The following is a 7,597-nucleotide window of genomic DNA, read 5'->3' as shown; positions in this document are numbered from 1 at the left end:
AAATGTAAATATTTTAGCGATCGCTCTTTGGAGAAAAACTTTTTGGTTTACTGATTCATGAGTAAAACAAACCCAAAATCAAAATGATTTGATATTAGCGAAACCTATCAATTAATTCTTGACGCGATAACTGTAAGAGTAAAGGCGTAAACTCTTCTGGTGGCAAACTTAATAAAGGTTCTATAATTGCTTGAAGCTGATTATCTATTTCACCAAAGCGAACTTTAAGCAAATTTTCCACTACCAAACGTTCTCCTTGCTGAACTCCTTGCTGAATTCCTCGTTGTTCCCCTTCTTGTATCGCTTGTTCTCGGTCTTGTTGGTAAAGTGGTGCTAATCGCATAAGCAATTCCCTGTCTTCTTCGTTTTGATTTTGAGTAACTTGTAAGTTTTGTTGTAAGTTGTACAATAATTCTAACGTTGCTTTGCGGAAAGGGTTATCAGGAGTAAGCGCTTCTAATTCGTCAATTGCTTGCTTTTGAACGTTTCCTCTACCGATGATTCTTAACCATAAAGTTTCTGGGATAGAAGGTAACTGATGAATTGCGACTATAGCAGTACGCAAATATTCTGGCATGAAGTGTATCCCAGGCAAGTAGTCATCTTTTGGGTTAGCACCAAATCCTGATAATATTTGGGCTGATGCTGTGGGTGTAAAAATCCATAATTTTGGTAAATCAGATTCGAGAATGCGAGTGCTATTTCGATTTGCTTGTCGTTGTAAATCGCCGCGTACCTCTAATAGTTTTAAGATACAATCGCAAATTTCTGTAGCAGATGCAGCGTTACGAAAAGGCTCAAATAAGGATGGAGTAGCGGCAAACTGACCTAATAAACCTAGCGTGTTTGGAATAGTGGTTGATTGTGGTTTGGGAATAAAATAAACGTCAATTTGTCTAACTTCTCCTGCAACTCGCCGGGGTGCTTGAACTTCACCGTATGGCGTGAGTAATTGTTCAAGGTAGTCTTTCGCAAATTGGTCATGAATGAATCTGGTCATTTGTTGAAAACACTAGTAAAAAAGGGCGAGTTAGTTATAGATACCCACCCTAGAAAAAAATATTTTCTCTTAGTCAGAGTGTAACTTTACAGCACCTTACACTGACCGTGATGCCGCAGTAAATGGTCGCACAACACCAACGCCACCATTGCTTCAACCATCGGAACTGCACGCGGTAACACACAAGGATCGTGTCTTCCTTTTGCGGCTAAAAGCGTTTCTTCGCCTTCACGAGTGACTGTTTTTTGTTCTTTTCTAATTGTTGCTGTCGGCTTAAAAGCAACTCGCAAAATAATATTTTCTCCATTGGAAATTCCCCCTTGAATGCCACCAGAACGGTTAGTTACGGTGCGAATTTCGCCATTTTCATCAATATAAAATTCGTCGTTATGCTCAATTCCTGTTAACAGCGTTCCGCCAAAGCCGGAACCTATTTCAAAACCTTTGCTAGCAGGCAAAGACATCACACCTTTAGCAATATCAGCTTCTAATTTATCAAATACTGGTTCGCCCAAACCTTTGGGGACATTTCGCGCCACACATTCTACTACACCGCCAATAGAATCGCCTTGTCTGCCAGTTTGCTCGATTAATTCAATCATGCGTTCGGCGCATTCAGCATCAGGACAGCGGACGATGTTGCTTTCCACTTGTTCTAAAGTAACAGTATTTGCATCCACTACACCTTCTAAATCTTTGATGCGCTTGACGTAACCAATAACTTCCACATTAGCAACTTGGCGGAGAATTTTTTTAGCGATCGCACCTGCCGCTACTCTACCAATTGTCTCACGCGCTGACGACCTACCCCCACCCTGCCAATTGCGAATCCCATATTTTGCATCATAAGTTGCATCGGCATGAGAAGGGCGATACTTTTCGGCCATCTCATCATAGTCTTGCGGACGAGTGTCTTTGTTTCGCACCAAAATTGATATCGGCGTTCCCAAAGTTTTGCCCTCAAATACCCCTGATAAAATCTCGCAGGTATCCGCTTCTTTCCGAGGTGTCGTAATTTTACTTTGTCCCGGCCGCCTTCTATCTAGTTCAACTTGGATTTCTTGTGCCGAAATTTCTAGTTGCGGAGGACAACCATCAATCACAACTCCCACGCCACCGCCGTGAGACTCGCCAAAAGTAGTAATCCGGAATAGATGACCAAAAGTGTTACCCATGATTATTGAGTGAGAAAAAAGGGTGAGGCTTATCTATCCACTCTAGTGTAAAGTGACCCAGCCCGCTTATGGGCAGGGCTTTTGAGTAGTTTCATCTGCTGTTTTTGAATTTTTTAAGTACAATTACTTAATAGGTGCTACTCAGTCCCAACAAGAAGCGATTTTTCGCGTCTGTTAATCAGAATATTGTTAGGGAAACCTGATTTAAAGTTGCGAAATTTCTAAGGTCTTGATAAGCTGAAACACCAATGGTATAAGCCTTCTGGCGTTTTCCTGTCTTCATCTTTCCCCAGACGCCGACGCAATATAGGAGTGTTTTTTAGTGAACGCATCTGAACAGGCAACTAACCTTGAACTCGCCGGCAAGATTGCTACGGTAGTTAATTTGTTCAAATTCGAGTTTCCTGATGCCAAATCTGACCTCAAACCCTGGAAGAATGACCCGGAAACTAGGCAGTTAATCGATCCAGATTCTATAGATATTGGCTTTCACTTTCCTGGTATTAGTAAATCTTGGCGAAGTCGCAGCGTGTTAATTCAAATCCGATTTTATCAAGATCCCATCAATAATTCCCGGCGAGCGATCGGTGTGGAGGTCGCTGGATTCGATCATCGGGGCGAGGCGTGGCGACTCTCTACGGTGGAAAACTGGAGTATTGTCGGCGCATCTTCCCCTTCTACTGAAATTGGAGATAAGCTCAAACAGATATGCAGACAGATTTTAGAAGTATTTAATAAACCAAGTGATAATTACTAATTCGTAATTCGTAATTCGTAATTCGTAATTAAATAGGTACAAGCCCCTTGATTCATCAATGGAAATATAACAACGGGTAGTATCATTATTTCAAGCTCCTAACTTCAGGTATGGGGTAAAAATTACGAATTACGAATTATAAATTACGAATTATTGTGACTACCGTAATATTTGTACATGGCACTGGCATTAGGGAACGAGAATACAACGAAACTTTTCAGATAATTGAGCAAAAAATTCACGCCCAACGTCCTGATATCAAAGTTGCTCCCTGCCTTTGGGGTGTATTAGGTGCGAAGTTCAATAATAATCGGGCATCAGTACCCTTGGAAGATGCGACGCTGGCTTTATCTCCAGGAGAAGAAGACGCAGATATTGTGTTGTGGGGACAATTATACCGCGATCCTCTGTATGAATTGCGGCTGTTGTCTTTAAAACCGATTGAGTCAGGAAATCCCTTTGGGGAAGAACCGGGGGATGTTTTACAATCTCGTGTAGCCAGTCTCACTCCAGCATCTCAACTGGAAGCTAAGTTGCAAGAGGCGGGAATTGCAGAGGTATTTGAGCCAGCACGAGAGGTTATTATCCACAGCCAACCGTATGAACGGGCATTGCTCACAGTTTCCGAATCTGATTTGAGTGAATATTATGCAGCAATAGCTAGAGCAATTGTGGCTCAAGCAATGTTTATTAGCGAACAGCAAGAAAAATTTCCCCCCATACTCACCGATGCCCAATTGCGCGATAAAGTTGTGGAATTGCTAACTTTGGCTTTGGGAGAGGCAGAGTTAGGATTGGGTGGCTGGTTATTAAAGCCACTTGTTGAATTAGCGCAGCACGGCGGAACAAATTATGTCAGAGGAAACCGCCTGGAGTTAACTGATAAAATTTCGCCTATGCCTGGTGATATTTTGTTGTATCTGACGCGGGGTGAAAAAATCAGGGAGTTTATCCAGCAACAAATCGAACAAGCAGAACCGCCAGTAGTTTTAATCGCCCATAGTTTGGGAGGTATCGCTTGTGTAGATTTGCTAGTGCAACAGCAATTATCTCAGGTGGAATTATTAGTGACAGTTGGTTCCCAAGCACCATTTTTATATGAGATTAACGCCCTCTACAGCTTAAAATATGGAGAGTTATTGCCAGAGCATTTCCCCGAATGGTTAAATATCTACGATTTACGGGATTTTCTCAGTTACGTTGCTAAGAATATTTTTCCTGATAGGGTGCAGGATGTGCAAGTGGATAGCAGACAACCATTTCCCCGTTCCCACGGTGCTTATTGGACAAATGCTAAAACCTGGGAGGCGATTATTTCGAGGTTGCCATAATGGATGTTATGGCTAAACCTGAGCGGACTTTTGGGTTAATTGTGGGTATTGAAAAGTACCATGAATCTACTTGGAATGTGCCGGGTGGGGGGCCAGCCGATGACGCGCTGAAATTTGCTCATTGGCTGCATCGGCGCGGTGTACCGAAGGAGAATATCCGGTTATGTTTATCAACGCTGGAAGAAAATCATCAGTTAATTGGGGAATGTGGGTTAAATGTAGAGTTAGCAACAGAGCAAAATATCTGCGACATTGTGACTAACTTTTTATCCCCAAAACTGGGGGATTTACTCTACATTTTTTGGGCGGGACATGGTTTGATTACCTCAGAACGAGAACGTCGATTAATTTGTGCTGATGCAAATAAACAAAATTGGCAGAATGTGGATTTCAATTCTTTATTAGTTTTGTTAAGTTCAGATAGATTTCAGATTCGCAATCATATCTGTATTATTGATGCTTGTGCTAATTATGTCTTAGAGTTGAAGGGAAGACCAACTAACCTAGGTGGCAAAACTTTTCTGAGTGGACAGCCAAGGCGAGACAGTCAACAATTTGTGTTACTAGCTACGCGTGAAGGAGAGAAAGCCGAGGTAAATTCTGAAGCCAAAACAGGTTACTTTTCTCAAGCAGTGAGAGAAGCATTAGCTGAAGCTAATGGAACTTTTCCACCTAATATGAAAGTAATTGCTGAAGCAGTTAAGCAGCGATTTACCAGCTTCAATAAAAAACAACTACCGACTTATTTTTATTACCGCAATTGGAATGGAGATATTGAAAAATATCATTTCAATCCATTTGATATCCCGCATAATATTCAACATAGTCAAGCTCGTAAATTTGTGGGTAGGGATGATCAAATAGAACAATTGCGTCAGCTATTACAAGAGAATGATGTTGTGGTAATTACCGATGTGACTGGGCAAGGCGGGGTGGGGAAAACAGAGTTAGCCATTCAATACTCATGGCAATTTTTAGAAGATTACCCCGGAGGGTGTTGTTGGTTAAATCCCCAAGGAACTAATCTAATAACACAACTAGTAGATTTTGCGATTTTAAATCTTCGCGATTTTAGTATTCCTTATGGATTAAGCCGACCTAATCGACTTAACTATTGCTGGCGTAACTGGGAATCTGACCAAGTGTTATTAGTATTTGATGATGTTAAAGACTGGATGCAAATTCAAGCTTGTCTACCACCCAGAGATTCTCACTTTAAGGTGTTAATTACCACTAGGCAAAACACAGGGTTAATATATCCATCGCTGGAGTTAGGTGCATTGTCACCAGATGCAGCTTTAGAACTGTTAACAAACCTGTTAGGAAAAGATTGGGTTGAGAAAGAATTAGAGTTTGCAAAGAAACTCTGTGAATTTGTAGGTTATATACCCGTTGGAATTTATCTAATAGCAGCACAATGCCGAGAGCTAGGGGGAGAATCATGCTAGCAGATATCCTTGCGCGGCTACAGCAATTATCAGCATCGGCAGGCGAGTCTGGTAAGAAATCTGGTGTAGTAGTAGCCTTTGAGTTAAATTGGGAGTGCTTGGAACCAGAGGTACAAAAATTAGCTTGTCTATTAAGTTTGTTTGCTTTGGCTCCTATTCCCTGGTATTTAGTACAATTAACAGCAAGTTATAGCCATTTGGAATTTGACCTGAAAGCTAACTGCACAGTTTTAGTTGAGCGTTATCTGCTGCAAAAATTGGCAGATGACACATACCAAGTTCACGATCGCATTCAAGAATTACTGCATCGGAAGTTAGAAGATTTGGCTGAAAGTGACAAACTTAAGCGTGGGTTTTGTCAAGCAATGGTAGCTATGGCGCGGAAGATTCCTCAAACACTCACAGGGATAGAAATTGATCGAGTAACCTTTGCCATCCCTCACCTTGCAGAAGTCGCCACAGTTAATCAAGATTGGCTCAGCAATGAAGAGTTAATTTCGGCTCTTGTTGGCTTAGGTAGATTTTACCAAGCACAAGGGGCTGGTGAGCAAGTTTTAACTTGGTACGAGCAAGTTTTACCTTGGTATGAACAAAGTTTATTAGCCACAAAAGAACGCTTTGGAGACTCACACCCCAATGTGGCACAAAGCTTAAATAATTTGGCATTACTTTACGACTCCCAAGGACGCTACAGACAAGCCGAACCTTTGTTCCTGCGAGCATTGGAGATGAGAAAACGCTTGTTAGGCGAATCTCACTCCAGTGTGGCACAAAGCTTAAACAATTTGGCATTACTCTACCGTACTCTGGGACGCTACAGCGAAGCCGAACCTTTGTTCCTGCAAGCATTGGAAATCAGAAAACACCTGCTGGGAGAATTTCACCCCAATATAGCAAGGACTCTGAACAATTTAGCAGGACTCTACCGTTTGCAAGGACGCTACAGCGAAGCTGAACCTTTGTTCCTGCAAGCATTGGAGATGAAAAAACGCCTGCTAGGAGAATCTCACTCGGATGTAGCGACTGGACTGAACAATTTGGCAGGACTCTACCGTACTTTGGGACGCTATCGAGAAGCCGAACCTTTGTTTATCGAAGCTTTGAAGATGAAAAAACGCCTGCTGGGAGAATCTCACCTGGATGTGGCACAAACCCTGAACGATTTGGCATTACTCTACCGTTCTCAGGGACGCTATTCTGTAGCAGAAACTTTGTTCATCAAAGCTTTGGACATGAGAAGACAGCTGCTGGGGGAATTTCACGCGGATGTGGCCACTAGTTTGAACAATTTGGCATTCCTCAACTCGTCTGTGGGACAGTACAATAAAGCAGAACCTTTGTTCATCCGAGCTTTGGACATGAGAAAAAGCCTGCTGGGGCAATCTCACCCAGATGTGGCACAAAACTTGAACAATTTGGCATTCGTCTACTCTTCTTTGGGACACTACAATAAAGCAGAACCTTTGTTTATCCAAGCTTTGGAGATAACAAAACGCCTGTTGGGGGAATTTCACCCAGATGTGGCAGTTATCCTCAACAATTTAGCAGGACTCTATCGTTTACAGGAACGCTACATAGAAGCGGAAACTTTATTCATCCAAGCTTTGGAGATGAGAAGACTCCTGCTGGGAGAATATCACCCGGATGTGGCACATACCTTGAACAATTTGGCCATATTATACTGTTCACAGGGACGCTACAGCGAAGTCGAACCTTTGTACATTCAAGCTTTAGAAATTGCTGAACCGCAGCTAGGGCTACACCATCCCATTACAATAACAATTCGTCAGAATTTGGAAATCTTATGTCGGCGTCGTCAGTCTTAAGAGGTCGAATAGTAGTTACTCTTAAACAAAAGTTGCTGCTCAGATCCCTGACTTCTTCAG

General features: G+C 42.2%; 6 protein-coding genes. 4 read left to right on the top strand and 2 right to left on the bottom strand.

Going from position 1 to position 7,597, the window contains the following annotated elements:
- Positions 1 to 94 precede the first annotated feature (94 nt).
- Together ACM0OY_RS11475 and aroC are read right to left on the bottom strand one after the other, a co-directional pair.
- Complete coding sequence (locus tag ACM0OY_RS11475) at positions 95 to 1,000, bottom strand: hypothetical protein (RefSeq protein ID WP_414568980.1); 906 nt, start codon at positions 998 to 1,000, stop codon at positions 95 to 97.
- Between the two features lie 86 nt (positions 1,001 to 1,086).
- Positions 1,087 to 2,175, bottom strand: a complete 1,089-nt coding sequence (aroC, locus tag ACM0OY_RS11470) for a chorismate synthase (protein WP_414568979.1) — start codon at positions 2,173 to 2,175, stop codon at positions 1,087 to 1,089.
- 322 nt (positions 2,176 to 2,497) lie between these two features.
- On the opposite strand from aroC, the gene ACM0OY_RS11465 reads away from it, so the two are divergent.
- From ACM0OY_RS11465 to ACM0OY_RS11450, 4 genes are all read left to right on the top strand, one after another.
- On the top strand, positions 2,498 to 2,932 hold the full coding sequence (locus ACM0OY_RS11465) for a hypothetical protein (RefSeq protein WP_414568978.1): 435 nt from the start codon (positions 2,498 to 2,500) through the stop codon (positions 2,930 to 2,932).
- 155 nt (positions 2,933 to 3,087) lie between these two features.
- On the top strand, positions 3,088 to 4,263 hold the full coding sequence (locus ACM0OY_RS11460) for a hypothetical protein (protein WP_414568977.1): 1,176 nt from the start codon (positions 3,088 to 3,090) through the stop codon (positions 4,261 to 4,263).
- Between the two features lie 8 nt (positions 4,264 to 4,271).
- Positions 4,272 to 5,711, top strand: coding sequence for an NB-ARC domain-containing protein (locus ACM0OY_RS11455; RefSeq protein WP_414568976.1), 1,440 nt, complete (start codon positions 4,272 to 4,274; stop codon positions 5,709 to 5,711).
- Positions 5,705 to 7,537, top strand: coding sequence for a tetratricopeptide repeat protein (locus tag ACM0OY_RS11450; RefSeq protein WP_414568975.1), 1,833 nt, complete (start codon positions 5,705 to 5,707; stop codon positions 7,535 to 7,537). The genes ACM0OY_RS11455 and ACM0OY_RS11450 overlap by 7 nt, the downstream gene beginning before the upstream one ends.
- Positions 7,538 to 7,597 lie beyond the last annotated feature (60 nt).

It is taken from the genome of Nostoc sp. CCY 9925, from assembly GCF_963920935.1.
In the GTDB taxonomy this organism is placed as follows: domain Bacteria; phylum Cyanobacteriota; class Cyanobacteriia; order Cyanobacteriales; family Nostocaceae; genus Nostoc.
The sequence above is the reverse complement of the archived record's forward strand: the minus strand, read 5'-3'. Positions and strand labels throughout refer to the sequence as shown.

Coding starts and splice junctions, on each gene's coding strand:
- ACM0OY_RS11450 (WP_414568975.1), top strand. CDS start 5,705: ATGCTAGCAGATATCCTTGCGCGGCTACAGCAATTATCAGCATCGGCA.
- aroC (WP_414568979.1), bottom strand. CDS start 2,175: ATGGGTAACACTTTTGGTCATCTATTCCGGATTACTACTTTTGGCGAG.
- ACM0OY_RS11455 (WP_414568976.1), top strand. CDS start 4,272: ATGGCTAAACCTGAGCGGACTTTTGGGTTAATTGTGGGTATTGAAAAG.
- ACM0OY_RS11475 (WP_414568980.1), bottom strand. CDS start 1,000: ATGACCAGATTCATTCATGACCAATTTGCGAAAGACTACCTTGAACAA.